Origin of the sequence: Flavobacterium sp. FlaQc-52, from assembly GCF_044007495.1 — a bacterium.
Lineage (GTDB): Bacteria > Bacteroidota > Bacteroidia > Flavobacteriales > Flavobacteriaceae > Flavobacterium > Flavobacterium cupriresistens.
This window is the reverse complement of sequence record NZ_JBIPCV010000001.1, coordinates 312,718-338,823: the sequence shown is the minus strand read 5'-3', so window position 1 is coordinate 338,823 and position 26,106 is coordinate 312,718. Positions and strand designations below refer to the sequence as shown.

At 40.9% G+C, this 26,106-nt stretch carries 25 protein-coding genes and 1 pseudogene; 5 read left to right on the top strand and 21 right to left on the bottom strand.

All coding sequences use genetic code 11. The features are described 5' to 3' along the window. Positions 1–174 precede the first annotated feature (174 nt). The 14 genes and pseudogenes from traN to ACHRV5_RS01405 all read right to left on the bottom strand — a co-directional run bounded on the left by traN (position 175) and on the right by ACHRV5_RS01405 (position 10,934). A complete protein-coding gene (gene traN, locus ACHRV5_RS01470; protein ID WP_395425489.1) occupies positions 175–1,068 on the bottom strand; it encodes a conjugative transposon protein TraN in 894 nt (297 codons plus the stop codon). A gap of 23 nt (positions 1,069–1,091) precedes the next feature. Then, positions 1,092–2,372, bottom strand: a pseudogene (gene traM / locus ACHRV5_RS01465) (conjugative transposon protein TraM). Next, a complete protein-coding gene (locus ACHRV5_RS01460; RefSeq protein ID WP_395425488.1) occupies positions 2,369–2,647 on the bottom strand; it encodes a nitrogen regulatory IIA protein in 279 nt (92 codons plus the stop codon). Before ACHRV5_RS01460 ends, traM begins: the two are co-directional and overlap by 4 nt. A gap of 19 nt (positions 2,648–2,666) precedes the next feature. After that, a complete protein-coding gene (locus ACHRV5_RS01455; RefSeq protein ID WP_395425487.1) occupies positions 2,667–3,095 on the bottom strand; it encodes a hypothetical protein in 429 nt (142 codons plus the stop codon). Between the two features lie 9 nt (positions 3,096–3,104). Continuing rightward, entirely contained in the window at positions 3,105–3,728 is a 624-nt protein-coding gene (gene traK / locus ACHRV5_RS01450) for a conjugative transposon protein TraK (protein WP_395425486.1), read from the bottom strand. Positions 3,729–3,747: 19 nt separating this feature from the next. Further along, positions 3,748–4,743: a conjugative transposon protein TraJ gene (gene traJ, locus ACHRV5_RS01445; RefSeq protein WP_395425485.1), complete on the bottom strand. Its 996-nt coding sequence runs from the start codon at positions 4,741–4,743 to the stop codon at positions 3,748–3,750. 1 nt (position 4,744) lies between these two features. Next, complete coding sequence (locus tag ACHRV5_RS01440) at positions 4,745–5,377, bottom strand: DUF4141 domain-containing protein (RefSeq protein WP_395425484.1); 633 nt, start codon at positions 5,375–5,377, stop codon at positions 4,745–4,747. A gap of 41 nt (positions 5,378–5,418) precedes the next feature. Further along, on the bottom strand, positions 5,419–7,923 hold the full coding sequence (locus ACHRV5_RS01435) for a TraG family conjugative transposon ATPase (RefSeq protein WP_395425483.1): 2,505 nt from the start codon (positions 7,921–7,923) through the stop codon (positions 5,419–5,421). Beyond that, positions 7,920–8,252 (bottom strand): DUF4133 domain-containing protein, encoded by a 333-nt coding sequence (locus ACHRV5_RS01430; RefSeq protein ID WP_318800609.1) that lies wholly within the window; start codon positions 8,250–8,252, stop codon positions 7,920–7,922. The genes ACHRV5_RS01435 and ACHRV5_RS01430 overlap by 4 nt, the downstream gene beginning before the upstream one ends. Before the next feature lie 8 nt (positions 8,253–8,260). Further along, complete coding sequence (locus ACHRV5_RS01425) at positions 8,261–8,566, bottom strand: DUF4134 domain-containing protein (RefSeq protein WP_071637840.1); 306 nt, start codon at positions 8,564–8,566, stop codon at positions 8,261–8,263. Between the two features lie 234 nt (positions 8,567–8,800). Further along, the gene (locus ACHRV5_RS01420) at positions 8,801–9,439 is read right to left on the bottom strand and encodes a conjugal transfer protein TraD (RefSeq protein ID WP_395425482.1); all 639 of its coding nucleotides are present in this window, start codon (positions 9,437–9,439) and stop codon (positions 8,801–8,803) included. 2 nt (positions 9,440–9,441) lie between these two features. Then, positions 9,442–9,714, bottom strand: a complete 273-nt coding sequence (locus tag ACHRV5_RS01415; RefSeq protein ID WP_395340429.1) for a DUF3408 domain-containing protein — start codon at positions 9,712–9,714, stop codon at positions 9,442–9,444. A gap of 10 nt (positions 9,715–9,724) precedes the next feature. Then, positions 9,725–10,162: a DUF3408 domain-containing protein gene (locus ACHRV5_RS01410; RefSeq protein WP_395425481.1), complete on the bottom strand. Its 438-nt coding sequence runs from the start codon at positions 10,160–10,162 to the stop codon at positions 9,725–9,727. Positions 10,163–10,166: 4 nt separating this feature from the next. Next, the gene (locus ACHRV5_RS01405) at positions 10,167–10,934 is read right to left on the bottom strand and encodes a ParA family protein (protein ID WP_121321465.1); all 768 of its coding nucleotides are present in this window, start codon (positions 10,932–10,934) and stop codon (positions 10,167–10,169) included. A 747-nt stretch (positions 10,935–11,681) separates the two neighbouring features. Between ACHRV5_RS01405 and mobA the strand changes: the two genes are divergently transcribed. Both mobA and mobB read left to right on the top strand, forming a co-directional pair. Next, positions 11,682–12,119 (top strand): conjugal transfer protein MobA, encoded by a 438-nt coding sequence (gene mobA, locus ACHRV5_RS01400; protein ID WP_395425480.1) that lies wholly within the window; start codon positions 11,682–11,684, stop codon positions 12,117–12,119. 2 nt (positions 12,120–12,121) lie between these two features. Then, the gene (mobB, locus tag ACHRV5_RS01395) at positions 12,122–13,408 is read left to right on the top strand and encodes a conjugal transfer protein MobB (protein ID WP_395425479.1); all 1,287 of its coding nucleotides are present in this window, start codon (positions 12,122–12,124) and stop codon (positions 13,406–13,408) included. A gap of 60 nt (positions 13,409–13,468) precedes the next feature. Here the strand turns inward: mobB and ACHRV5_RS01390 are convergent, their stop codons facing one another. Continuing rightward, entirely contained in the window at positions 13,469–13,756 is a 288-nt protein-coding gene (locus ACHRV5_RS01390; protein WP_395425478.1) for a hypothetical protein, read from the bottom strand. A gap of 188 nt (positions 13,757–13,944) precedes the next feature. Here ACHRV5_RS01390 and mobC point away from each other — a divergent pair, with 188 nt between their 5' ends. Continuing rightward, complete coding sequence (gene mobC, locus ACHRV5_RS01385; protein ID WP_395425477.1) at positions 13,945–15,963, top strand: conjugal transfer protein MobC; 2,019 nt, start codon at positions 13,945–13,947, stop codon at positions 15,961–15,963. Positions 15,964–16,058: 95 nt separating this feature from the next. On the opposite strand, the gene ACHRV5_RS01380 is transcribed toward mobC, so the two are convergent. The 6 genes from ACHRV5_RS01380 to ACHRV5_RS01355 form a co-directional block, all read right to left on the bottom strand. After that, the gene (locus ACHRV5_RS01380) at positions 16,059–16,937 is read right to left on the bottom strand and encodes an ORF6N domain-containing protein (protein WP_395425476.1); all 879 of its coding nucleotides are present in this window, start codon (positions 16,935–16,937) and stop codon (positions 16,059–16,061) included. Beyond that, positions 16,927–19,020, bottom strand: a complete 2,094-nt coding sequence (locus ACHRV5_RS01375; protein WP_395425475.1) for a DNA topoisomerase — start codon at positions 19,018–19,020, stop codon at positions 16,927–16,929. Before ACHRV5_RS01375 ends, ACHRV5_RS01380 begins: the two co-directional genes overlap by 11 nt. Before the next feature lie 6 nt (positions 19,021–19,026). Next, complete coding sequence (locus tag ACHRV5_RS01370; RefSeq protein ID WP_395425474.1) at positions 19,027–20,445, bottom strand: DUF3945 domain-containing protein; 1,419 nt, start codon at positions 20,443–20,445, stop codon at positions 19,027–19,029. An 81-nt stretch (positions 20,446–20,526) separates the two neighbouring features. Then, positions 20,527–20,835 carry a helix-turn-helix domain-containing protein gene (locus ACHRV5_RS01365; RefSeq protein ID WP_281233665.1) on the bottom strand — a complete coding sequence of 103 codons (309 nt, stop codon included), beginning with the start codon at positions 20,833–20,835 and terminating at the stop codon, positions 20,527–20,529. A 226-nt stretch (positions 20,836–21,061) separates the two neighbouring features. After that, entirely contained in the window at positions 21,062–21,910 is an 849-nt protein-coding gene (locus tag ACHRV5_RS01360) for an RteC domain-containing protein (protein ID WP_395425833.1), read from the bottom strand. 104 nt (positions 21,911–22,014) lie between these two features. Then, entirely contained in the window at positions 22,015–24,441 is a 2,427-nt protein-coding gene (locus ACHRV5_RS01355; RefSeq protein WP_395425473.1) for an aminotransferase class I/II-fold pyridoxal phosphate-dependent enzyme, read from the bottom strand. A 245-nt stretch (positions 24,442–24,686) separates the two neighbouring features. Between ACHRV5_RS01355 and ACHRV5_RS01350 the strand changes: the two genes are divergently transcribed. After that, a complete protein-coding gene (locus ACHRV5_RS01350; protein ID WP_395425472.1) occupies positions 24,687–25,070 on the top strand; it encodes a hypothetical protein in 384 nt (127 codons plus the stop codon). Positions 25,071–25,116: 46 nt separating this feature from the next. Continuing rightward, entirely contained in the window at positions 25,117–26,052 is a 936-nt protein-coding gene (locus tag ACHRV5_RS01345; RefSeq protein ID WP_395425471.1) for a helix-turn-helix domain-containing protein, read from the top strand. Positions 26,053–26,106 lie beyond the last annotated feature (54 nt).

Here is a 26,106-nt window from a genome sequence, read left to right as displayed (position 1 = left end):
GTTAAGTCCTTATTGCCAAAATAGGTTTTGGCTCTTGCAGTTCAATGCTAAGATACTAACGTTGATTGAGTTATGCAATGTATTTGCAGGAAAGGCTTAAGCTCAGGAAACAAAACAGCCCAAAGCAATGCTTCGGGCTGTAATACTTTTTAATTTCTAATTTTTTAATAGTTATTAAAATTTAAGGTGCATACTGTTTATCACCTTGGCTTTTACCAGATCTGAATTTTTAATCTTGAGTGTCTGGTGTCTGCCTCCGTTTTTCTCAAAAATCTCAATTAGCAGCAGTTTGTCATCCGCTATTGTAAATTGGTCCAAGAGAAATACATTCTGGTCTGTAGCTTCTCCGGGAATCTCATCAAGGGTTTTGTAAATGCGGAGCGGCACAATCTGCCTTTGCTGCGAGGCAGTTCGTCTGGCTGTTTTTTTATCTATCACCTTGAAACTCATAAAGTCAATGCTGAAAGGTACATTGGTTTGGTTTTCAAGCTGCGTATGGAAATAATACTTGCCGTTGTGGATATAGATACCCTTTAAGCTGAACTGAATGCCGAAACTCTCCGATGCAATGTGCTTTACGATTCGCTTGTTGTTTTTGTAAATAGTTTCCAGGATCAAACCTGCCAGTGAGGGCGGTGTTTTTCCAAGCTCCTCAAAAAGAACATCGCTTGCACTGACTTTGTCGAAGTTCTTCTGCATCGCCATAAGATCATAGCTGAGGGTAGGCGGGTTGGCGCTGTACTGCACGTTAAAATTGTAAAAACAACCGTCATCGGTAATCACCGAAAAGTTGGTTTCCTCTTCAAAAGTTTTTACCGATGCCTTGATGCGAAGCACGTTTTCAGCATCCTCGGCTTTTGAGGCAATCAGGTATTCACTTCCAAGATCCACGTATCGGATAGCGGACGGGAAAATAAGATGGGAAGTTTTGTCATAAGTAACCTGCATATGGTACGGCGGTATCGTTCCTAAATCAAGGCTAGTGGCTTCGTTTTCCTGCGCAGATGAGGCTAATGAATATGTTATTAAAAGGGCTGTTGCCCAAAATAGTTTAAATTGATTTTTCATAATTAATTTATTTTAGATTGCTGTTATTTTTTGGAAACCAGATACACCTGATGTCCTGCTTTTAGGGTCACCTTAGGCGTCCTCACTTTTTTGGCGAAATAGCCCGAGATGCCCTGAACCACCCCGCGGCTCAGGTCAGCGGCCACCTGCTGTCCTGCAGACTGTGTCATCATAAGGCTCGTGCCGGACTGTTGGCTCATGTTGCCCGCCATTTCACTTAGGGCACTTCTTTCGGCAGAATAGGGAACTGGCACTCCCTGCTGGCCGTCAAGGTCATAAATAGTAATGTCCACCGGAATAATGAATCCCTCAAGTTCGATGGAAGTGACTTTCAACTGAAGGCGGCCTGCCTGAATCTTGGCGTTTGCGGTCACTATTGTGCCCGTTGCTATGATACGACCTGAAATCCTTGCAGGTTCTACAAGACGAAGGGAAACACCTGCCTCGCCAATAATAGTTTGTGTTTGGTGCACGCAGGCCCTGATGCTGTTTTTTGGCGGAAGCGTTTCTTTCATTGAACCTGCAGAATTAAACCCTCTGCCCGTGTTCCATTATGCCATAAAAGTGCTGTCTGACGGACGTTGATACAGCGAGGATACCCTGCTTTTTTTTGAAGGGACCAGTGCGGAAAAATTCTTTTCTTCTGATTCCGCCTTTGCTACTGTAGTGTTTTTGCCTGCAGGCTCGACAGAACCGGAGCCTGAGGGAAGGTATTTAGCGGCCATCTGATAGGATTTTTCCATAAGTGCCAGCTGGTCATCAACCGTGGCCGCTTTGGGAATTTCCTTTTGCGCGAGTTCCTGTTTCAGTTCCTCGAGCTGCCTGCGCAGTTCCTTGGTTTCTCCGTTGTCCTGCTGATAGAAAGAACCCAGCGTGCTTTGGGCAGTACGGTACGTGTTCAGCGCCGGATTGTTAGTTTCTTCCGCGTCATCGGGCAGTGATTGTTTCTGTTCAGCGTTATCCTCATTCCAGTAATCGGACAGCGTGGTTAAAGCGTTCTTTTTTTGCTCTTCTTTATCTTCGAGTATTTCCTGCTCATACGCTTTCTGTTTGTCTGCCTGCAGTACAGATCCGCTTGCCTGTGGCACGCTGTCATTCAGACCAATGTTTTCGATCTGCTTTTTATCCTTCGACGGCTTAAAGATCAAATACATACAGCCGATACATACAATTCCCATCAGTGTGAAAATTAGCGGTTTTTTAATACGCTCGACAGTTGTCTTTTTTTTATTAGGCAGAAACGAGGTACTGCTCTGAACAGTCCCTTCTGAGAGAAGGCTGACCTTTTTTTTATTTTCTTTCATAATCCTATTTTTTTTTTAATTGGCTTCAGGGAGTCCTGTAGAGACGCCGGACTTTCTTTCACTGCGGAGACAGGGTTTTCGATATGTTCTACAGCCATATTGTTTCTCGCGTATGCCGTATCGCGGCATACGTTGAAAATGACAACTGCGGTCAGCAGCACGTATGCTGCAAAAAAGTACAGTATTACCTGATGTTGCCTTTTTATTGGCATTGCTTCCCAGTTCCTGTCAAGCCCTTCCAGCCATTGGTTTATATTTGCTCTTAATTTATTCATAACCTTGTTATTTTTGTTCTCAAAGCTTAAAACGCTTTGGACATTTATCTGTTTTTTGGTGCTGTTCATCAATGACCAAGGCGACTGCCTGCGAAGCGTTGGGCGCGGATATAACAGACAGGTTTGTCAGTTCTGTTTTTTTCTGCAGCTGTCCAAATTGGTCCTTCCTTGCCATCTGCATTCTGTTGAGAGAAAATTTACCGTTCAGGTATTTTACCAGCATAATGCATCGTACACTGGGCTTGTCTTCACCTGACCATTGCAGGTAGCCTGTCAGCAGCAAGTCCTCTTTAGGCAAACTGTCTTTTCCATTTTTGCAGTTTTCAAGGTATTCGCTGATGCTGTCTTTTAACTTTCCGGCATGCGCACCCTGCGTATGGAAATAGCCGTTAAATCCTTTTTCAGTCAGGATTCTCGCAAATGTGTCTAAATCTAATAATGCTTCCATAAGATTTTTTTAGCGTTCGATGACTTCTATATCCCTGTTTTCAACCACCGCAAACTTTTCAATATTAAAGCCTTGCGGATTATTGTCCGAGCGCACCGAGTTTACCAGAAGGCAGGATGTAACCAGGCTGCGTCTGGTTACATTACTCGAGCGTATGATAATTTGCCTTGCATAGCTCCGCACCACATAAGGGTAAGTATCGAAATTGCAGGCCACGCTGTCCATTTCGATACGCTGCTGTACATTGCCCGATATGATCCGGTTGTAATAACCTTTTTCCAAAAGATCCTTGTAGTAGTTAAAGGCACTTTTATCGGCAAGGCTAAATGCCCTTTTCATATTGCTTTCAATGGCATTTTTGTCGGGCGCCAGGGTAAAGAACAGCTCGTGAAAACGCCTTACGTGCTCTCGGGCTTCCACAGGACGGTTGATCGAGGCGTCCTGAGCAAGTGCGAGCATGAGCGATTTGCCATTGTCCAACACATAAATTTTCTGGCGTTGCTGCTCGGCGAAACCATACGATTTCCAAAGCGCGTATCCGGTCACTAATGCACAGAGCACGGCAAATACAATGGCATACAGCCTGATCTGATGAAAACTGTTTTCTATATTTCTGAGTGTTTTAAATTCCATTTTAATGAATGTTTATTGATTACTTATTGACAAGCCTTCCGGCAATGTTGCCTGCGGCCGAACCAGCGCCTGCGCCTGCTATATTTCCGGATTTCATGGCAGTCTGGTGGATGTTGCGTGAAAAATTCCCTGCGCCGCCTGCCTGGATAATCCAGCCTGTCACAGTTGGAATGGTAAAATATCCCACTATGCCGATAATCATAAAAATGATGTATACGGTGTTTGAGGTGTCGGGAATGAAAGTGGGATCGGCAAGCATTTCTATGTCCCTTGCAATAATCAGGGACTGGATCCTGGCCAGCATCGAGCTGAACAGGTCTGCTACGGGAAGCCAGAGATAAACGCTGACATACCGTGTAATCCACTGCGTAAGAGTTGACTGGAATCCGTCCCAGACTGATATGGCAAATGCGATAGGCCCCAGGATGGACAGCACTATAAGAAAGAAAGTGCGTATGGTGTCGATCACCAGCGCTGCAGCCTGAAATAGTATTTCGAGCAGGTTGCGAAACCACTCTTTTATTATTTTTTCTATCTGATAGGTCTGCCTGTCCATATACATTCCGGCCATAGTCCCGATGTCCGAAGGCGACCAGCCCAGCTCGTCCAGTTTCTTGTCGAACTCCGCATCCGATACCATATAGGCGGTTTCGGGATTGCGGATCATCGCTTCATGCTCCAGTAGGTCTTTTTTTTTCTGCAGATTGTTCAGGTCCAATACCTGATCTTCCAGAATGCTATGTGTTCCCTGAACTATCGGGCTTAATACGGCATTGATTGTGCCCAGTACGATCGTCGGGAAAAACATGATGCAGAAACCCAGTGCAAAAGGGCGCAGAAGCGGGTAGACATCAATAGGTTCAGCGCGGCTGAGTGCCTGCCAGACTTTCAAGGCCACAAAAAACAGCGCCCCAAGTCCTGCTAGTCCTTTGGCCACCGCCGCCATATCGGCGGACAGTGGCAGCATCTCATCATACAGCGAGCGAAGGACCTCATGAAGATTATTGAATTCCATATTACCAGTATTTTTGGTTTGGGGTGCCGTAAAGCTCAAGAACCCTTTTGGTGCTGTTCTGCTTTTTAGCTCGCAGGATACTCACCGATATATTCTTATTGGTGTAGTAGCGCACCAGGCTGTGGTATTGTTTTACCTCTTTGTATACACGGTCGATAATTTCCATTCGTTCCTTATCACTGAGTGACAGGCTCGAGGAGGTGACAATCTGTTTGAGTTCTTTCAAAAGCTCGGTACTCTCTCCCAGCAGCGCCGAATATCCCTTGGCAATGGCGGTGAGTTCTCTTGCCGAAAAGTTTGGATCATTAAGCATCCTTCCGAAATTTTGCACATACATTTCCGATACATCACCCACCAAAAGGACGGTCTGCTGAACCTTGCGGGCGTCCTTTACCAGATTGTTAATCGCCTGTAGCTTATCGTAATATTCTTTGCCCTGCTTGTATACCTTTTCGACTTCTTTGAAATTTTTGACCACATTGCTGACTGTAGAGGAAGTCTGTATGATCTCGTTGGCGCTGTTGAGAATCCCCGAGGCAAGATTGGCCGGATCGGTAACCACAAACTGGGCTTTTGCTGATGGCGCCGAGGCAAGCATAATTGCCGCAGACACCATAAATAGTATTTTTTTCATTGTTATCGATTTTTTAATTGTTATTGATTATTGTTTATTGATTATTGATTTTTCTTTTCGCGGTGCCTACTGGCGATCTGCTTGATGGCAAGTTCTACATTGCCGCCAAGTTCAGCGGCAAGCTGCATCACCTCCATTTTTTCTGTTTCTTCTGTCGTGTACGCGAGATATTCCTCAGCGGACACTTCTGTGGCATAGACAGCCGAATTCGTCCCTCCAAGCCCGATCCATACTTCTTTGTAAAGACGTGATGCATCGTTGTTCATATTAATGGATAATACCTGCGCTTTTTCTTTGTCTGTCAGCCCGAGCATTGCCTGTATTTCATCAAACTTGTTCATGTATTTGCGCTGATCCAGAAGTATCTTGCAGTCCGAATTATTGATGATGCTTTCCTTAACAATAGGAGACTGGATAATGTCATCAACTTCTTGGGTCACCACAATGGCCTCGCCAAAGAACTTCCGGACAGTCTTAAATAAATACTTTATATAATTTGCCATACCTTCCTTTGCAATAGCTTTCCAGGCCTCTTCAATCAGGATAAGTTTTCGGATGCCCTTAAGCCTTCGCATCTTGTTGATGAACACTTCCATAATGATGATTGTGACGATTGGAAAGAGGATTTTATGCTCCTTGATCGCATCAATCTCAAAGACGATAAAACGCTTGGAAAGCAGATCCAGCTGCTTGTCGGAATTCAGCAGGTAATCATACTCGCCTCCTTTGTAATATGGCTCCAGTACATTAAGAAAATTGGCAATGTCAAAGTCTTTTTCCCTTACCTGTTTTTCTATCAGCACGCTTCGGTAATCTCCCTGAACATACTTGTAAAAGCCATTGAAAGACGGAAAGGCGTCATCGCGCTTGATTTTTTCGATATAGCCGCTTACGGCATTGGACAGTGCCACTTCCTCGGAGCGGGTGGGAGGCTCGTCATCACGTTTCCATAATGTCAGTATGAGCGTCTTAATACTTTCTCTTTTTTCAATATCGAAAACCCCGTCATCGGTATAGAAAGGGTTAAAGGCAATGGGATTGTCCTCGGTATAAGTAAAATACACCCCGTCTTCGCCTTTGGTTTTTCCATTGATCAGCCCGCACAATCCCTGATAGGAGTTACCGGTATCTACCAGCAGGACATGGGCGCCTTGTTCATAATACTGCCTCACCATATGATTGGTAAAAAAAGACTTGCCACTTCCCGAGGGACCGAGTATGAACTTGTTGCGGTTGGTAATGATACCGCGTTTCATCGGCAAGTCGGAAATGTCCAGATGGATAGGTTTTCCCGTCAGCCTGTCTGCCATCTTGATGCCAAATGGCGATGGGGAATCATGGTAATTGGTTTCTTCTGTGAAGAAGCACAATGCCGGTTCAATGAAGGTGTAAAAGCTTTCCTCGCTTGGAAAATCTCCTGCATTGCCGGGCATACCCGCCCAGTACAGCGCCGCCGTATCAGTAGTATTGTGCCTTGGCTTGCATTCCATAAGGGCCAGTGCGCTCCCGCAGTCGTTCTTTAACTGCTTGAGTTCGGACGGGTCGTCCGACCATGCCATGATATTGAAGTGCGCTCGGATTGACGATAGTCCAAAGGAATGCGCCTCATTCAGATAGCGTTCAATCCACTCTTTGTTGATCTGGTTGGCGCGGCTGTAGCGAGCGAGCGAGTGCATGTTTCGGGCGGATTTTTCAAACTTCTGCAGGTTCTCCTCACTGTTGTCCAAAAACAGGTACTGGTTGTAAATGTGATTGCAGTTCAGCATTAGCCCCACAGGAGCTGCAAAAGATAAACGGCAGTCGCTGCGGTCTGTGGAGAGTTTTTCATATCGCGTATCAGCTGATACCGATGAGGGCATGTCGTCGGTGTCAGAAAGGGTATGTAGGCACAGCCTTTTGTTACCCACACGTACCTCTTCGCTGCCGAGCGCAATATCCTGCAGTGAGGTTCCGGTTTCTCTTGACAGGGTCAGGTATTGTTCCAGCAGTCCCTGCCTTCCTTCGGATCCGATAATGTCTTCTTCGCTCATGCGGCTGATCTTGATAAATCCGCAGTCGTTTATAATGCGCTCAAACTGCCCGACTGCTTCCATAAAACGGTGAACTGTTTCTTTATCCCTGATTTCTTTTGGTATCAGTACACCTTTGCACAGTGAGGAGAAATTGCTCTGCATCCGCATGCGCTCTTTGGTGGTCTTGGTAAGAAACAGATAACAGTAATGGTTCAGAAACGGGCGCTCATTAAAGTGCCGCTGATAAGACCTGGCCAGAAAACTCTGCACATCCTTGTCCATTTCAGGATCGTAGTTCTCCCTGATGTACCAATCCTGTTTATGGACAATCGTAAAATCGGGTAGGGTCTTAATAGCCTTATGCCAGGCAGAATGAATTGCTTCATATTCGGCCGAAGCCACTGTGAAGAGTTCAGGCAGACGGACTTCAAAGCAGGCGGTAATATCCGCATCCTTTGAAAGTATGCAGTTATTTTCCACTGCCAGCAGCGGAAATCTGCTTTCCAATGTAGTGCTCTTGGCTGTATTTCTCATACGTCACTGGATTTAGGAATTGACTGTAAATAGCGTCGTACTGGCTTGCGGCAGATGATGTAGCGTGGATGTCTTTTTTTTGCCCCGATTTTCATAAGTCCGTGTTCCCCGTACTTTCTGTTCAGCGAGAAGGTCTGCCAGACAATTAGCGAGCTGCCGCCTGCGCCCAGAAAAAGACAGATATAGGAACTCGTCCCGGCCATATATAAAATCATGACCAGGATAAGTATTCCAAGCAGCCCTCCTGCGAAAATGAACAGGTACTGTGCCTTGAGTCCCCTGAACTCGACTGTTCTTCCTATGCCTTTGTTGATGTTGTAAGTATTCATAGGGAAGGTTAAAGGAAGAAGGAGCGAAGTATGGTAGCCGCGACAATAAGGAAGATACAGGCGCCGAACCAGCTCGCCGCGGTTTTTGAGGTGTCGGGATCTCCGCTGCTGAATTTATTGTACACCTTAACCCCGCCGATCAGACCGACTACAGCTCCAATGGCGTAGATGAGTTGTGTGGCGGGATCAAAATAGGACGTAACCATTTGGGTGGCTTCCGTGATGCCTGCTGTTCCGTTTCCCTGCGCCGATAACTTTAAGGATGACAGCATTATGATTACTGCCGGCAGGAATTTTTTTCTTTGTTTTTTCATAATGAAACACTTTAGATTGTTACTGTACTTCCGCATTATGCGGGCTCTGGCAACAAAAGTGTGATGAAAATCGAGTTCCTGCCGTAAAGTGGCTGTCTGTGGAATTAGTTGACTAGCTGTGGCGTTATTCTTAATGTTTGAGCATAAAAAACGTCAAACATTTTAAGTTTGACGTATAAATTTTCATGCAGAATTATACGGTGTTTATTAAATGAGAAAGGGGAGTATGCCCTTTCAGACATACTCCCCAATATCAAATTCATTCAAATCAATTTTCCGCAGATAGGAAGAGCCGGAATGCTTTTCAGAAGAAAGGCTCCCGTCCAACAGCTCAGCTATTTTTCGGGAGGCACTTTCTATGGAATTTTCCAGCAGGCTGAATAATTCGGTTCCATGTATTTTCTGAACTAACGCTATCGCTGTTTCCTGTTGAGAGGGCTCCAATTTATCTTTTTGAAGCAGCATCTGCACGGAGCTTAGTTCCTCGAAGGTAACCCCTTGGGCAAAACCGTCATCTGTGCCGGATATTCCGTACCTGTTCCATTCTTCTTCTTCCTGTTCAAAATCAGGCATATTACTGAAAACTTCATCCAGCTCTTCCTGCGGAATTTGAACACTTACGTTTTCATTTTCGTCGTATTCAATGTCAAAATTATCGGGATCCACCTCTGTTTCCTCGATTTGGCTTTCATTGGCATTGTTTGGGACTGAAAGGCTTCTTACAGGCTTGGGCTGACCCATAATATCCGGCAGGTTTGGGTTAACTTTTTCCTTTTTTGGCTGCTGTTGCCTTAGCCTATTTTGAATGACGATCTTGTCCTGCATAAGAACGACTATGACTATTAGCAGGCATATCACAATAACTGTTTCCATAATCAAAGAATTGGTTTTTGTTTTTCAATATGCAGCGTCTTTATATCCTCTCCAAAATCCTGAAAATGCTGCTTCAGCACATTGTACATGTAATCTGAGATTGTGATTTTTCCATCGCCGAGGATAAAAACAATACGTGATATCTTCCTGTGAAAATCCTCACTGATATATACCGACTTGCCGTTTCTAGCTATAAATTCTGTTGGTTGTAAAAAATTGTTTTTGTATTGCCCAGTTTGTACAGGCAGCTTGGTTTTCTTAAATAAATTTTTCATAATCATAATATTAAAAAATGGGTTTAAACTTATCATTAAAATCTTCAGTAATTGCTATCTCAAATATTTCAAAATGATGTTCGAGAATATTGTCGAGATAGGCATACAGCGGTATCTGATCTTTCCCTATTACCTGTACAATTCGGGACAAACGCTCGTGATATTCCTGACGGATATAAATACTCTTATCTCCACGCTTGGTCATTGAGTGGGTTTTCAAAAAGTGGCCGCCATAACTTCCGTCAAGACCTTTCTTTGTTCGGTTCTTTTCCCTTTGTGCAGGTTTAATCGGCAGTAACTCTTCCTGTTTTACATCTTCCTTTTCCTTCTCTTCGATTGGTTCAGGCGGAAACTGTATCCCTTCTTTTTTAACGCCGTCAACCATCAGGTCCATCATCAGTTCTTCATTAATGTCCGGCGGGGTTTTTCTCTTATTTTCCTTTTCCATAAATCTACAATTGTGTAATTTTTAAAAATTCGTGTATGAACAGGTCTAATTGACACGCTTTCATCAAGCGTTCATCTGGAGGCAATATGGTGGAACGGAAAACGGTTTTACTGTCCACTTCACTTTCTTTGCGAAAACGTGTGCTGTTCTTGATTTGGCTTTGCATAAGGCTTAAACCTAATTGTTCAATAAGTTGGTTATACACTTCATACAAAGGCGTGCTTTCCCTGCCGTCAACCTGGTTCCAGAACAGGTTAATAGTTTCGATGGAAGTTTCCCCTTTTTTCATAATCACATCCTGCAAAAGCTGTGTGAAGATCAGTGTACTTTCCATTACCACACGGTCAGCTGTGATCGGGCTAAAAATGTGGTGCATTCCTGCCAATGCTTTCAGGATACCGGGCGTGTTAACGGTTCCGGGCAGGTCAAAGAATACAACATCAACAGGCGTGAGAGAATCATTTACAAACTCTTTAGCTGCTTCCAGTACGCTGTCTGCTTTGTACGGCATAATGGGATAGGCTTTTTTGTTGATGGTAGTAAACTGTCTATACGCCAGCTTTTTCAAAGCTTCGTTTTCCATTACCATTGCCAAATCCCTTGTCTTCATTTTCACAAGGCTGTGCTGCGGAAAATCCGCATCAAATACGGCTACGTTGTAGCCCAAGCGATAGTGCAGCACACTTGCTAGAAGGGTTGTAAATGTACTTTTGCCAACACCGCCTTTTTGAGAAGAAAAGGCGATAAACAGAGGTTTCTTTTTTGTGTTCATATTTGATAATTTAAAGTTTATATATCCTAGCAAATCAGTTTTGGAGGCTACACTGATTTCAAGCTTACTATTTAGGACCGGGTAGCTATCAGGGATGCCGGCCGGCATTTCTGATCGCCTAGTTTTTTAAAGTACAGCATCACTGCATTCATTCCTGTATCTAGTCAGGCGGGAATTCCATCTTACTTATATTCTTTCAACCACTCCATCAGGAATTCAGGATAGTCTCACGGCATGCTGTCACGCTTTCCGACATTTCCGCATTGTTGTGATCTTGCACTCTAGCAATCATGAATACCAGATAATATGCAATCTGGAATGGGCCCAATACACTTGTCCTGAAGTACGGGCTGATTGTCCTCCTGCCAACATTCAAACACAAAGGACTAATCATTTTCCTTGCACTCTATGGATGTGGCATTGCTTGTCGCTTAAAGGAAGTGTTTGGTACTTCTTCATACTACAATCCTTTTGTAAACAGGAATTTACTTTGTAAAATGAATTTTTAATAAAGGATTTATGCAAGGACTACTAAAAAAACGGAGAATAGAAGAACGGCCTCGAGCCGTTTTCCCTGTTACATTTAATCCGTCCCGAAGGGCGGATTTTTGTGTTCACCAGAACACGGCAAGTTGTGTTTTGAGGCACTCGAAACCGAGTTAGTGCCTCAAAACAACTTGCCTTGCCGGGGGCTGAAAAAACCTTCCGAAGTCAGGTTTTTATAAAAAATTTAATTATGGATAAATAATGAAGGAGAACAATAACAACAAAAAACACAAGGGTGGACGCAAGCCCAAAAGCGACCCGAGCATCCACCGCCATGTATTTCGTCTGACGGATACGGAAAATGCCAAACTTTTATCGCTTTTTGAAACATCGGGAATTCCTAATAAAGCAAAATTTATCACCTCGATGCTGTTCAGCAAGGAGATGAAATCGATTAAAATTGATAAAGGAACAGTTGATTTTTATATGCGGTTGACTTCGTTTCATAGTCAATTCCGCTCCGTAGGGGTGAATTATAACCAGATTGTAAAGCTATTGTACCGTCATTTTTCCGAGAAAAAGGCGGCGGCTTTTCTCTATAAATTGGAAAAACACACGGCTGAAATGGCGGCACTATGCCAAAAAATCATACAGATAACTGAAGAATTTGACGCAAAATATCTGAAAAAACAGCCTTAGAAATGATAGCAAAAATCGGGAGAAGCGCAAATTTATACGGAGCTTTAGCCTACAACCAGCTCAAAGTTGAGAATGAAAAAGGGGAAATATTGTTTGGTAATAAGATTATTGAAACCGCTAGCGGTAATTATTCCGTTGCACAATTAGCCCAATCTTTTACTCCTTATCTCATTGCCAACTGTAATACAGAGAAACATACGTTGCATATCTCGCTTAATCCCGATCCTAAAGACAAAGTAAGTAACGACAGGTACAGGGAAATGGCAGATGCGTATATGCAGGAAATGGGTTATGGACAGCAGCCTTATGTGGTGTTCAAACATACTGATATTGACCGTAGCCATATTCATATTGTATCGGTGTGCGTTGATGAACAGGGTAAAAAGATTTCGGATAGCTATGAGAAAATGCGCTCTATGAACGTCTGCCGTGAACTTGAAAGGAAATATGGATTGATACCTGCAACAGATAAAGAGCATAAACAGATAGACAAGGTTTTCCGTCCCGTAGATTATAAGGAAGGTGATGTTAAAAGTCAGATAGCTTCCGTAGTTCGTCACCTGGCTAACTATTATCAATTCCAAACTTTAGGAGAATTCAATGCCTTGCTTTCTCTTTTTAATATTACCACCGAAAAAGTGCAGGGCGAGCTGAAGGGAAAAATGCAGGAGGGTTTACTATATATTCCTTTAAATGAAAAAGGCGAAAGAGCCGGACATCCTTTCAAGGCTTCTTTATTTGGAAAGAATGCTGGACTGCCGGCTCTGGAATTGAATTATGCAAAATACAAAGAAACTTTAAAAAACCACCCGGCAAAGCCAACCATTAAAGCTGCCGTTACCATTGCCCTGCAATTAACAAGTGATGAGGAGGCTTTTAAAAAACAGTTAGTGGAGCAAGGAATTAATGTGGTGGCACGTAGAAATGACAAAGGACGTATTTACGGAATTACCTTTATAGACCATAATTCTAAAACAGTGTGGAACGGCTCCAGATTGGGAAAAGAACTATCTGCCAACACATTTAATGATTATTGGAACAAAAATATCACACCTGAAATTAAAGATTCGGTTAAATTGCAATCGAAAATATCCCCAGCAAATAATGCAGATCTTCCGCCAGATGAACCTTATCATTTGTTCGACTTCCTTAATATTGCGCAAAAGCAAGAAGGCGATTTAATTGATGCATTTGGTACCTTATTGCCAGAAGCCAATGGAGAAGATTATCAGGAACAAGATTTTGCTAATAGAATGAAGAAGAGAAGAAAAAAGAGGGAAGGCAGATAAGGATAGAATCAAAGCTATCCGAAAAGCCGACGGTTTTATCGGATAGCTTAGTTAAAAAGGCTAGAGTAAATTCCAGTTTTGAGCCACAAAATTATTTAGCTGGTCTCTCATTACAATGCTGCTGGCTTGAGATAGCCTTATTATTCTCTCGACCTTTTGAAAGCTTGCTTTTGTTTTCGGAACCTGATAGTTCTTTACAAAAGCATCGCAAAAATAGACGACTTCATAGCGTTCTTTTTTATTTACACGTTCTCTGTCACGAATAGCCGTGTAATTGGGATTGTCACCATTGGTGGTCGTGTTTATATAATCACGATTGACTAAGTCATTTTCATCAAATTCTACCATAATTTATTAATTTAAAATTTCCTAAAATTAAGAGCTTTTAAAAATCAGTTATTACGGTTTTCCGTAACCTTAAAATTTAAATTTTAAGAAATCAGTCAAACACTGCCGCTTGCCGCCATTTTCAACCACTTTAATACAAGCAGTTCTTATCGTATTTAAATTCATGAAACAACATTAAATGTTTTGAGATGCAGGGAGAAGATGATTTAAGAGGATTAGCCAAAATTATGGCTTTTATGCGGTCAGTAAGTATTCTATTGGTACTGATGCACCTTTATTGGTTTTGCTACGGTTATTTTATAGATCGGGGCTGGACACTAGAGGTAATCAACAAAATATTAGGCAATTTTCAGCGTACCGTGGGATTGTTCTCGCATACTCTTTATACCAAAGTATTTGCCCTGGTGTTATTAGCATTAAGCTGCCTGGGTTCAAAGGGTGTTAAGAACCAGAAGATAACCTGGACTAAAATTTATATTGCTTTGGCAATTGGGTTTTTTCTGTTTTTTCTGAACACAGCTTTATTAAAGCTATCAATCAATACCGCTACAATTTCTTATATCGTTACAACTGGTTTAGGATATATCGCTTTAATGGTTGCCGGAGTCTGGATGAGCCGACTGCTTCGTAACAATCTCATGGACGATGTTTTCAATAACGAGAACGAAAGTTTTATGCAGGAAACTACATTGATGGAAAATGAATATTCTATCAATCTACCCACGAAGTTTTATTACAAAGGGAAATGGAACAATGGGTGGATTAACATAGTCAATCCTTTTCGAGCAACGATTGTCTTAGGTACTCCGGGCTCAGGAAAATCATATGCAATCGTAAACAATTATATCAAACAGCAGATTGAGAAAGGTTTCTCAATGTACATCTACGATTTCAAATTTGATGACCTTTCTACCATTGCATATAATCATTTATTGAAGCACAGCGATAAATACAAAGTACAACCAAAATTCTATGTAATCAACTTTGATGACCCCCGAAAGAGCCACCGTTGCAATCCGCTTAATCCCGATTTCATGACGGATATCTCGGATGCTTACGAAGCAGCTTATACGATAATGCTGAACCTCAATCGTAGCTGGATACAGAAGCAGGGCGATTTTTTCGTCGAAAGCCCGATTATCCTTTTGGCTGCAATCATATGGTACCTGAAAATTTATGGCGAAGGTAAATATTGCACATTCCCACACGCGATAGAACTCTTGAATAAAAAATACTCAGACGTATTTACGATTTTAACCTCATATCCCGATTTGGAAAACTATCTGTCGCCTTTTATGGACGCGTGGCAGGGAGGAGCACAGGATCAACTGCAGGGACAGATAGCCTCTGCAAAAATTCCTCTGTCAAGAATGATTTCGCCGCAACTGTACTGGGTTATGACAGGCGATGATTTTTCATTGGACATCAACAATCCCAAAGAACCTAAGATATTATGCGTAGGCAATAATCCTGACCGCCAAAATATCTATTCTGCTGCGCTGGGATTATACAATTCACGTATCGTTAAACTTATAAACAAAAAGGGTCAGCTAAAGAGTTCGGTTATCATAGACGAGCTGCCCACTATATACTTTAGGGGACTGGATAACCTTATTGCAACTGCCAGAAGTAATAAGGTGGCTGTTTGTTTGGGCTTTCAGGATTATTCCCAGCTGACAAGGGATTATGGCGACAAAGAGAGCAAGGTAATTCAGAACACCGTAGGTAATATTTTTAGCGGCCAAGTGGTCGGAGAAACTGCAAAAAGCCTTTCGGAAAGATTCGGGAAAGTATTGCAGAAAAGGCAGAGCATGAGCATCAACCGCAACGATACATCAACTTCAATATCAACTCAATTGGACAGTCTTATACCGGCTTCCAAAATATCCACACTGACACAAGGTTTTTTTGTTGGTTCTGTATCGGACAATTTTGATGAACGCATCGAGCAGAAAATCTTTCATGCTGAAATTGTCGTGGATAATGTAAAAGTTACTTCAGAAACTAAAGGATATCAACAGATACCGGAAATCTTATCTTTTATTGACAAAAACGGGAAAGACAATATGAAACAGGCAATAGAGGAAAATTACAGGCAGATAAAAACGGATATTGTATTAGTTATAGAAACCGAATTGGAACGTATAAAGAATGATCCCAATTTAAAGCATTTGATACAAAAGGACAGGACTATGAAGAGCGAGTAAATTAGATGCTAAGTTAAAGTTTTGACCAGGGCCAGGCTTTTCTGTAAGTCCAAAATATAGCAAAACCCTCGAAATTATTCAGAGGGTTAATTTATTTAATTGTTCAAAATTTGCAGCATTTTGCCAACTTCAATATCCATTCTCGAAAAGGCAAACCATTTTTTACCCAAATCCTTGAGCGAGGCTCCAATGTGATAGAGTTCTGTATCGTCAATTATCAAAAACCGGTCGTGAGCATCAGGGAAAAGTTCGATTTCTATCCGTGGATATTGACTGTTGTATCGCTGAACATCCAGCCGCAGCTGATTGCTGATACTTTTGGTATAAATAGTTGCGGTGACATCATCGCTGCGTTTACCCAGTAAAGTTAGTACCGTGTCATCAACATAATTATCCAGTATGATAATGGAGTTTTTGGCATTTCGGATAATATCGGAAACAAAGGCATAGGCATCAAAAATCTGCCCGTTATAGAAAATCCCTTTTTCGCTATGGAGCTTATCGCTTTCCAAAGCCTTAAAAATTTCTTCAAATTTTTGGTTCGCTTCTAATTGTTTGAATTCAATTTTATCCAATCGTTGAAAAAGAGAGGCGTTGCTCATAAGTATTCTACGCATTTCTACAAAGGCTTCCATAATTTCTACACTGACCTTAACGGCAATGTGAGAACGGAGTATGGCAGATGCCATTGCGACACCCTGTTCGGTAAAAACATAAGGTAAATAGCGTCTTCCACCATAACTCAAACCTGAGGTTCCAATTTGGAACCTCAAGTTTTCAGCATCCTCTTCATTCAATTGAAAACAAAAGGATTCAGGAAACCTTTCTATATTCCTTTTTACGGCTTTGTTGAGGTTCTTTGTTTCCACCTGGTATAAAGAAGCGAGGTTGCTATCCAGCATCACTTGCTTTCCGCGTATGGAATAAATCAGATTCCTGATTTCCATAGTGCTAAGGGTAGGTTTATTTTCCATTACTTGGGAAGCTTTTGTTTTTGGCAAATTCAAAGGTAGTTTCGGCATTATCGTTCAGTACGATGTACGCATCGAATTTCTTTCCTGACCTGCTTTTCATTCCTTTAATGAGTGAAGTTGTACCCTTGCTGACAAGACTTTTAATATTGTCTATACTGATTTGCGCACCGCAGACATTGCGGAACTGTATCCAGTTGCAAGTCTCTTCAGTACACTTTACTATTTTGTCACGTATGATAAGTTGTTGGCTTTTACATTTAGGGCAGATGAGGTCAGGCAAGTTGTTTTTGGCAATTGGGGTCTGCAACAATTCATTGGCAATAGATGCAGCGTAATTTTCCGTTTGCTTTTGAAATTTTCCTGCATCTGATTCGTTGTTTTCGATTTTTTCCAATGCAAGTTCCCATTGGGCAGTCATCGCCACATCTGCTATTTTTTTTTCTTTGACCAATTCGTATACCAATAATCCCTTTTCGGTTGGTACCAGAGATTTCTTTTCCCTATTTATGTAATTACGGGTAAACAATATTTCGATAATTGATGCTCTTGTAGCTACAGTGCCGATACCTAAATTTTGCAAAACCTTTCGCTCACCTTGATTTTCGATATCATTTCCGGCACTTTCCATAGCTGACAAAAGGCCTGCTTCAGTGTAAAGCACAGGCGGTTTGGTTTTCTTTTCCAGAACGGAAGCTTCTTTTATTTTAAGTTCATCGTCCTTTTTCAGCTCAGGCAAATCCATTACATGTTCTGTATCATCATCGAGGAAACTGCCTCTAATGGAACGCCACCCGGATTCTATAATTTTACAGCCTTTTGATGTAAAATCATAATGCAGTACCTGTAAGTCGACATCAGTTATCTCTTTCATACAGGGTTGTGAAACGGCTTCGAGTAATCGAAAGGCAATCATATTATAAATCGCATTTTCCTTTGGATTCAGGGCTGATGGCATTTTATCAGTAGTTAATAATCCATGATGGTCAGTGACACGCAAATCGTTCACGATATGTTTATTAAAACGGCGCCATTTCATTTGAGATAGGTTTTGTTTAATATTTTCCCTCCTTTGTAAAGCTCTTACAAGGTTGGGAATCTCTGCCCACATATCTTCAGGAATGTATTTGCTTGCGGTACGTGGGTATGTGATAAACTTCTGTTCGTAAAGGCTCTGGGAAATGTTGAGGGTTTCTTCCGCAGAAAGGTTTAATTTTTTATTGGCTTCTTTTTGCAGGCCGGTAAGGTCGAACAATAAAGGCGGTTGCTCTGTAACGCTTTTGGTCACTTGGGATGTAATTATTGCCGTTTGATTTCGCGCAATGGCTTTCAACACATCAGCGGCTAGTTTTTTGTCTTCCCATTTGATTTTTGAGATACTTTTAAAATCTATCATTTCTTTGTTATGGGACAACTGTATCTGCCAGTAATTTTTTACTTTGAAACTCCTGTTTTCCAGATAGCGTTTGCATATTAAAGCCAATGTAGGTGTCTGCACTCTTCCGAGTGAATAAACCCCGTTTGCTAATGCAATGGAGAGCGCTTGTGTGGCATTGATACCCACTAGCCAGTCGGCACGGCTCCTGGCTTGTGCTGCCTGATATAATCCGTCAAATTCTTTTCCGTCTTTGAGATTATCAAAACCTACTTTAATGGCTTTTTCAGTAAGGGAGCTTATCCAAAGTCGCTTGAAGGGTTTATTGCACTTCAAGTATTCGTATATGTACCTAAAAATGAGTTCGCCCTCACGTCCTGCATCGGTGGCGACAATAATATTATCGCTGTTATCAAAGAGCTCTCTAATGATTCTTAGTTGTTTTAGCGCTCCTGTATCTACAGAATCCCCTTGATTTTTACTGACCTTTCTGACAGTCAGTAAAAAAGGGTTTGGAAGTATCGGCAGTGATGCTTTGTCAAATCCTGTGATGCCATAATCTTCGGGCATCCCTAATCCTACAAGATGGCCCAGTGCCCATGTAACAAAATAGCCGTTACCTGTCAGGTAGCCATCTTTTTTTTCGGTGGCACTGATTATAACGGCTATTTCCCTTGCTACACTAGGCTTTTCTGCAATAATTGTTATCATATTTTATTACATTTTATGCCCTTTTGATTTAGCAGTTGAGTTAGATTCTTCTTGTTGTTCCTGTTGTTTCTTGTCATCAGGATTTGTCTGACCTGGTTTTAATGGCTCCTTTATGTTCTTAGTAGCTTCATTAGTTTCGCCTTCGGAATTGACAGCGGTCTGCGTTTTATGGGCTTCAGAAGGTTTTATCTGTTCTTTGATTTTATCTGTATTTTGAAATGAAAAATCTGTTTTATTGGTTTCTTTGTTGTAGGTGATATATCCATTGTATTCTTTTCCTTTTTTATCCACTAAGCCGCTGATATAAACAGTGTGACCATCTTTGAGTTTTTGGTATTGTTCATTATCGAGTTCTTTATCTCTAAAGTTTTTTGGTGCTCCCTGCGTCTGGTTCTGCTTGTTAGGATCATTTCTGTCAAAGAGAAATTCAACAAAACGTTTGTCCGCATTAAATTGCACAGATGCATCAAATGCAGTACCTTTCTTTGAAACCATACCTTCTAATGTTAGCGGTTTACCTTCAAATAAAGTTTGTTTTTGCTCTTCGCTTAGTTTTACACCTTTAATTTCATCGGGAATTTTAATGAAATCCGTACGCAGTGCGATTACCTCATTGGTCAGCCTGTCTATACTGATAATGGAAGGCATGATCTCATTGTTTTTCGGATTGGTGAGATCCACTACGCGTCCCATATTACCCGTTTTCATCAGATTGTCTTTATCTTCCTTGCTGAACTCGTGACCGAAAAAAGGATAATTCAGATTAGGCTCTTTTCGGATGCCATGAATGGCCAACACGACCTGTCCTTCGTCGTTTTGTTTAAGCGACAAACGGGCATCCATCCTTGTAACTGCAGTACCGAGATTAAGACTAACCGGTACAAGCTCATTTGTTTTGTATCCTTTGAGCAGGGGATCAAGCAGGCTCATTTTTTCAAGTTTTTCTTTACTTAAACCCAAATGGTTTAATGTTTCCCAATCGATCTCTTCCGGTTTGTATTTGTATTCACTTGTTTCCGGATTTGTTTGTGCTGTTTCCATATTAATTTCATTTTTTTGATTATTCTGTTTAATTTCATGCTGTTTCATTAATTGTTCACCTTCAGGTGTCGGACGATCAATCTGTTTCTGCATCTCTTTTGAAGTATCTACAGCCAGAAGAGCAGGGATTTTGAAGAACGAAAAATTCGTTGGGTCCTTCAGCTGGCTGAAAAAATTGGAAAAGAAATTTGAAAACAAATCTCCTTGTTTATCTACCCGCATGAACTGGTTCTGATTTTTGCGGGTAGGGTCAACGGTTTTCAGATTGCCATTTTGGTCAATGCCTTTTACCGCCAGGATTTTCTTCTTTTCTTTATCGAATACCAACAGTATATCCGATAATTCTTCGGAAGTGTTAAATGCATCTTTAATTTTTTCGCTCATAATTTTAAATTTTAGGTTCATGTGCGAAATTAAAAGGTGAAAAGTAGCTCACTAAAAGCTGGAATCTATTGGCCTTATTTTTCACTCCTTGGCGTATGTTTTTGGCATTCGGACATTAATACTTTCTCTGATAAACTGGTGTACGTCTGATAGCTTATAATATATTTTTCCACTGATGGTATAGTAGGGGAGCTTGCCGATTGATCGGTAGCGCTGGAGTGATCTCCCACTTATTTTAAGCATCTGTAATATATCCTGATTATCCAATAACTCTTCGCCGTCAACACTTCCGCGTTTTTTTTCAAGTTCACTGATATGCGCGCTCAAAAGATCGAAACGTTCTATGATTCGTTCCATCCAGGAAATGAATTCCATTCTGTCTATATTCATGGCTGTGTGTTTTACATTAGTGATGCAAAATTGCCACCAGCAAAAGTTTTTCATTGCCAATATCAGCCAATGTAAAATGCTGTTTTATGAAAATTTTAACGGAATAAAAATTAGGATGTGTTGCTGATTTACTGGGATAATTGAGCATATAGAAGTAATTATATGCCAGTAGCCATTTGATGCCAATTGCACCTCATTGGCAATAAAATTGCAATTTTTAAAAAAATTAAACCTCTTTTTCCATGTGTTGTTTAAGCGATAATTTCAGCTGATCCAGAAAAATACTTTTGCTATCAGCCCTGTCTTTCATCCTATGGTAGGCATGATGGACATCGCCGAGCTGGATCCTAAAAAGCAACTGGAAAACCATACTGATTTTACGGATGCCGGCTTTTCCATGAGAAATACTGCCCGACGCGTGAAGTGCGTAAATTAATTCGATCAGAGCATTCTTTGAATCTGTCCAGAAAAAATCTCTGTTAGCTGCATTTCCGTCTGAAAAAATGGTGGACTGCTGGGTGTCAGGTTCAATTTTAGAAACGAGGTAACTGTTAAGCAGTTCGTTAGCAATTATACGAGCTACCTTATAATCATAATACGTAGAAAATTGAGTGTCAATTTCAAAAACAAAACTATTAACTCCTTCATGAAGGTCTATTTTTCCCCGACAAAAGAAATGATGGTCCCATTCGGTTCTTCCCGTGCGATAATAGCGATAAAAATCAGTGTTATAAAAGTGTTCTTTATATTCCTGCTTGAGGATATTAAGCTCATTGGAAAAATATTTATGATGCATTTTACCGGTTACAACCGGACAGGATGCTTCAATTCGAAAAACTTTATTATAGAAAATCAGTTTTCCCAGTATTTGGGGTTTGATACTTTTAAAAAAATTAATCTCTTCATTTTCATCGGAGAATCCTTTTTCTAAAACTTTTTTTTTAACCGTACAAAGCAAGTTTCGAAGAACGGTAGTCATGTGGTAGGATTTTTCAATTATATGTTCAGGATCTAAGCTGAATTCCTGTTCTGCTTTTCGGATAACCTGAAGTGCGTTCTCACATGTAGATCTTATCATGACAACAGAATTTAGATTTATTTGAACAAGGAAAAGTGAGGGCATTTCTGCCCAGATACATTATGAGGTTACTTTTCGTTGGAGAATTTAAATATATTATATCAGCGCGCGGTATTGGTTTCATTCTGCAGTGTCTGCATCAGTTCCATAGCGTAGTTGTCCTTGGCTTGTACGTAAGCGACCTTCGTTATGATGGAAGCGCCAAGTTTTTTCTTCTCAAAGCTTGCCGATATACCGAAATCAATTCGCTCAATTTCAAGCTCTCGCGCTCTTTTGATTGTTTGGTATAAAAGCTGTCTGTATAGATTGAAACCTTCTGCTGCAATATAGTCCATGCCGATAAGTTCAGGCACATATACATTTCCTGAATTTTTATAGCAAAACATTATTCCAACGAAATTCTTTTCAACTGCATTTTTAAGGGTCAGAATTAAGAACTCCCAGTTTGGAGAGCTGTTCATATTTTCAAATACTTGTCTGTTGTATGTGAAGGTATTTATGGCTAGGTTGCGATCCTTTACATTGCAGTATAGCTCGTAAGCCCTGTTTATTTCTTCTTGATTGAGGCAATCCTTTATTTCAACATCGTAGAATTTTTCGTATGGCAATATTTCCCTGTTGTAATGCTGGCGTGAACGGGTTGAAAGCAGGGAACCATAATTCTCAATTGTGGGCCAGTTTTTATTTTCAATAATACAGGATTCTGGCATATCAATCCTGAAATACCCTTGGTTTCTAACCATTTCATCCCACTTGAATCCATTTTCAAAATCACGCAGAACGACCATATCAGCCCCTAAAGAATTGTATGTTTCTTCCATCTTATTCAAAAGCATTCGAAATGATTGCTCTGCCAGAGGATGACTTTGGTCAATATAACAATGCATTCCCTCAGTAAACAACGAGCCAGTACTTAGTACTTTGGAAGTCATATGCATGAGGTCTGTTTTTCGAATTTCTTCAAGGTATCTTGAAACTGATTCTGTAGAGAGCATATCATCTTTCCAAATCCCGAATGTGCAGAACGTTATTAAAACAACTTGCATGTTTTGGTCCCTGATTATATAATAGAAGAAATCCCATTTGGTGGCGGAATCCTCGTTACCGGAGAAAGTTTGTTCAAGATAATTCATTCCGTCCCAATCCAGGATATTATGAGTGCCCAAATATTTATTCCATTCCTGCTTGTCGATATTCTCTATTGTAGTTCTCTCTTCAATATGCAGAAGTTCTGTTTGCTGTTTTTGAGCAGGTAGTTTTGTTTTAATATCCATTCTAAAAGCCTGTCGTATCTTTTCATCACTGCTTCCGGTTTCTTCCACGGCTTTCTGGTAGTGGTAATCCATTGCACGGGCAAGTTCTGAAATATCTTCAGTTTTATTATGCGCCGATATCGTGATACGGATTCCGGTATTTTTAATAGGTACTGCAGGATAGATGCCAAGGTTTAGGTAAAAGCCCTCTGAGAAAAGGCGCTTGGTAAAATTATAAGCGGTAGCAGGTGTCCCCATTCCAAGAAAGAAAACTGGAGAATCATTATCAGAGACTAGAGGCAGGCTGGTGTTTGAAAGCAGCGTGCTGAAATGTGCTGTTTTTTTGGCAAGTTGAGTCTGGTGCTCGTAGATTTCTGCAGAAAGATGTATGTCACAGGATGCGATTGCAGCGGCAACCGATGCAGGTTCAAGCTGAGCCGAGAAGGTAAGAGGACCGCCAAAAGTTTTAATCTTCTCGCGTAATTTAAGATCGCTACAGAAAAATGTAGCACCGCTGGCACCAAAAGTTTTGCTCAGCGTGCTGACAACAACAATATTTTCTTCCAGTGTTCCAATGGCATCGAAGATAAAACCAGTACCATTTTTACCTTTCCAACTCATTCCATGTACATCATCAAAATAGAGGTGAAGCTGCGGATATTTTCGAGCAAGGTTCAAAAGATCCTGTACTGGTGAATAATCACCGTACATAGAATAAACACCGTCCGCCATGTACCAGATTTTGCCCGATTTACCACTGAGCATCCGAATTTTGTCTTCAAGCATTTCCAGATTGTTATGGCGTATCATCTCTACGGGTATTCCCCTAAGCTTTAGCACCTGACAGGCATTCTGCACACTCCAGTGCGCTTGATGGTCCAGAATTACTGCATCTTCATCTCTTATCAGGGTTGGAATAATAGCCATATGTCCAAGGGTACTGTTCTTCGTTATGATTGGAGGTACACCGTACATCTGTTCTATTTTGCTTTCCAATTCAGCATATAAAGGATGCGAAAGATAAGTTTTAGAAAGAGGGAACTGCGTCCCGTAATTTCTTATAGCATTTATTGCAGCCTCTTTTAACCTTTCATCCTGTTCAAGTCCCAAATATCCCGTAGTGCCAAAATGGAGCATTTCGTTTCCGTTAATTTTTATGGTTCGGCCATTTAAATATTCGCCTTCTGCGTATAGGTGCAAAATGCCTTTTTCCTTTGCACTAGAAAAAACAGTGTCTACCGTATCGATAAAATTGTTGTGTTTTATTTTTGCCATTTCTATAAAATTTTTAGGTTTAGATTTGTGTTTTTTATAAATGTCTGAAAATTAGACATCTAAAATTCAATATAAAAATTGAAAGCGTTTTTACTTGCAGATATTATATTCCCAATTTGGCAAGGGTAATTCCCGATTTGACAACAAATCGGAGTGTTTTGCAAGAAATAATCCACATTTGACAATGACAATGTTTCTAAATCTTTATAATTTTGTTAAATTTCAAGTTTTTAAATTAAATGATCATGATCGCCTCACATGAATCTTTTGAGAATCAAAATGCAAGGTTTTGGATTGAAAAAGGAATCCTCTTTTTCGAATATAAACCTAATACAGTACTTGATTTACAAGTAGCAATGTGCGTAGTTGCAGACAGGATTGCATTTCAGAATGAAAGGCACCTTCCTGTATTTTGTGATACCAGGGGTATAGCCTCAATTGACAAAGCTGCAAGGGACTATCTTGCCAAATCCGGGTCACTGCTTGCAAAAGCAGTCGCTCTGATCGGTAGTGAAAATGTTTCCATGACTATGAGCACTTTCTACCTGGAGATTAACAAACCTTCCGTGCCTACTCGAATATTTACAGTAGAGCAGGAGGCATTGGATTATCTAAAGGCCTTCGTTTAAAACTGGTCGTAACCGGTCGATATATAGTATATATAAAGCAACACAGATGAAAAGCCCTCACAACCGCCAGCGGATGGTATTCATGCATAAAATGTTATTTGAAATGGCAAGGGGCAATTTCAATAACCAAATCCCTTTGAGCAGCTATGACGACGAAATTGAAACTTTGGTCGTCCTGGTCAATATGGTAGCGGAAGAACTCAAAGAATCCGCTTTTCATTCAGGTTTTGTCAATCCCTACATTACTCATAGGATGGTGACACCTGCAACTTTTATCCTAGATGAAAATCATTCAATTAAAGATGTGAACCAAGGCGCGTTACAAATTCTGGGTTATGATTCGATAGAGATGCTTAGCAGGCCAATACAAGAATTCTTACTGGATGATTTCTCTGATATGTCAGAGGTTGAGAGAAAGGAGTTGGAGGAAATGCTTCTATCAGGTGAAATTATTACGCTGAATTTCATAACATATAAAAAGCTGATAGTAAGTGCTGAATGCTCGGTATCGAGATTGTCGGATGGTAAGTTTACGGTGCTCAGTTTCATAGCTCCCTTTCTCCATCTTGATGATGCTGTTCCGGAATTATATGAAACAAAGGAGCAAAGGCAGCATAATTTTAGAAAGGCCGATGCGCGCCTAATACAGCGGGTGTATGATTACGTACTCGCGAATTTGGGGGAGCCATTGCCGTCGATAAAAGAACTTGCAAGACATTTTGGTACAAATGATTTCAAACTCAAAGACGGATTTCGGTATTTTTTTCATACAAGTGTCTACAAGTTTTATACTGAACAGCGACTTAAAAGGGCTTACCTAATGATAGAGCAGACCGATATTCCTTTGAAAAATATTTCGTTTATGAACGGTTTTAACAGCTATCCTAATTTTTCAAAATCATTCAAAAAACAATTTGGACTCTCCCCAAAAGAAATAGGCCGAAACAAAACAGGTAATCTTTTTTCAAGTGAAAAAGATTAATCCTTTCTGAGTAATACTCGCTCCCGATAGTATAAGTGTTATTGATTTGTAATT